The following is a 2,488-nucleotide window of genomic DNA, read 5'->3' as shown; positions in this document are numbered from 1 at the left end:
GTCGGCCCCGACGGAACCCCCGTGCCCAACGCCACGGCCAAACCGCTCGACAACGGCGGCTACCTCGTCAACACCCCAGGCCAGCACCCGGGCATCGTCGACACCCAGGGCACCCACACCCACGACGCGGTGTGGCTCCACTGGGACAACGTCTCTTACGGCTGGGCCGCCCTGCCCCTGCGCGGGGACGACCCCTTCGCGCTCACCTCGGGGGGCGAACCATGGCGGGAACTCACCCTGGTCGCCGACGCGACCGGGATCACCCGCCACGCGGCCAACACCCACGCCATCCAGTTCTTCGACTGGGCGGGCAACTACCGCGCGCTCCGGCTCACCATGACCGATGGGCGGCTCGCCGGTCACGAGATCCACTTCTCGCGCTCGACCACCCGGGCCTACGACGCGGGCTCCTGGGGCGTCACCGCCGACGGGCAGGTCGTGGACGGCGCCCATGTGCGGAACCTGTTCATCGTGCCCGACCCCCACTTCCCCGACGTCCTGGTGACCATCCCAGGCCGTGACCCGGTGGTCATCGACAGCCGCTCCGGGGACTACCTCCACCACGCCGAGCTGCCGTCCCTGCCCAACGGGGTCACCGAAGGCGTCGCCGTCTGGCCGTCGAACGGCTCGGGCCGGGGGACGCTCTACGACGGCCTCGGGCCCGTGCCGGGCTCGGGCGTCGTGGTGAGCGACGGACGGCTCGCCATCACCTACAGCCCCGGAGTGACCACGTTCCACCGCCTGGACGGGACATTGGAGTCCACCGTGCGGTCGGGGCAGGGCCGTGACTCGTTCACCGGATACCGCTTCGAGCTGACCGAGCTGCCCGACGGCACCGTGACGGCCCAGGTCATCCACACCGGGACAGGCGCTCCGGTGGCGGGCGTGACCCTCAGGCCGTTCGGCACCGAGCTGAACATGATCGACGCGCCAGGAGTCGGACGCGCCCTGCTGGGGGCGGACATGGAGCACTCCCACGCCGTGGTACAGGTGCCGGGCGCCCAGGACCGCCTGGTCGCCCTGCCCATCGGCACGGACCGCACGGGCCCGAGCGACGACTTCTGGATGGACGGCGCGGCCCTGCGCGCGGAGGACGACATACCCGACGCCACCTTCTTCGCGGCGGACGGCACCTTCCTCGGCTACGCGCACCGCACCCCGGACGGGCCCCTGGGCGGCAACATCTTCGCCGTCCCCCGCGGCAGCGACACGCCCTTCGTGGTCCGCCCCGACGGGACACCGCTCCCCGGGGCGCCCGTGCGACCCCTGGAACTGGACGACCAGTTCCTCATCGACGTACCCGGCGGCGGCCATGTGACCCTCAGCAGGGCAGTGCTCAGCAACTACGACGTCGTGCCGCTGCCAGGACGCGACGGGAACGCCTCCAACGAGCTGGCGCTGCTGCCCAACAACGAGACCCACCACGCTCCGTTCGTGGTCCGCACCGACCGTCTTGAGACGGGCGGCGCCATGACCCCGGCGCCCTATGTCACCGTGCGCACCAGCTCCGAGACGGCCGAAGGCGCGGACGGCACCGCCCCCATCCGCACGCTGGAGATCACCACGGGATCCTTGGCGGGCTTCCGCTTCGTCGACTCCGGCGACGGCGCGCCGAGGCTGCTCGGACCCGGCGACCACCCCGTCCCCGGGGCAACCGTGACCCCGCTGGGCGAGGGCTGGTACACCGTGCGGTCGCAGGACAACTCCTATGCGATCGCCCGGCCCGCGCTGACGTCGATGGAGACGACAAGGCCGCTGAGCGGCGCGTTGTCCGGTTACTCCTTGTTCCTGCCTCCGGGCGGCGGCCTGCCGGACGTGGCGGACGCGATCCGCCGCCCCGTCGAGGGCGCACGCCTCGAGCGCCTGGCCGACGACATGTTCCTGATCGAGGTGGACAACGTCGGACGCCAGGTCGTCAACAGCACGGGAGCGCACACCCACGACGCGGTGCGGCAGCCAAACCCCGACGGCACACCCGGCGACATCGTCAGGGCCTACCCCCTGGACCCGGACGGCCACCCCACCGTCCACCGGGGCGGCCAGGACATCTCGGACGACGCATGGTCCGACGACGACACCGTCACCATCGAATCCGGCCCCCACACCACCGAGCACAGCGGCGATGGCGCGCTGGCGCCACTGGAGACGCTGGCGCCGCTGAGTGGCACGTTGTCCCGTTTCTCCCTGTTCCTGCCTCCGGGCGGCGGCCTGCCGGACGTGGCGGACGCGATCCGCCGCCCCGTCGAGGGCGCACGCGTCGAACGCCTGGCCGACGACATGTTCCTGATCGAGGTGGACAACGTCGGACGCCAGGTCGTCAACAGCACGGGAGCGCACACCCACGACGCGGTGCGGCCACCAAACCCCGACGGCACACCCGGCGACATCGTCAGGGCCTACCCCCTGGACCCGGACGGCCACCCCACCGTCCACCGGGGCGGCCAGGACATCTCGGACCGCGCGTGGTCCGACGACAACACCGTCACCA

At 71.9% G+C, this 2,488-nt stretch carries 1 protein-coding gene; it reads left to right on the top strand.

Translation table 11 applies throughout. The annotated features are described in order from the left end of the window. Positions 1 to 21: 21 nt before the first annotated feature. Positions 22 to 2,488, top strand: a 2,467-nt coding sequence (locus D7318_RS32225; protein WP_183091763.1) for a hypothetical protein, incomplete at its 3' end; no start/stop codon positions are given.

It is taken from the genome of Streptomyces radicis (assembly GCF_003626575.1).
Taxonomy (GTDB): Bacteria; Actinomycetota; Actinomycetes; order Streptomycetales; family Streptomycetaceae; genus Streptomyces; species Streptomyces radicis.
This window is presented reverse-complemented; position numbering and strand designations above follow the sequence as displayed.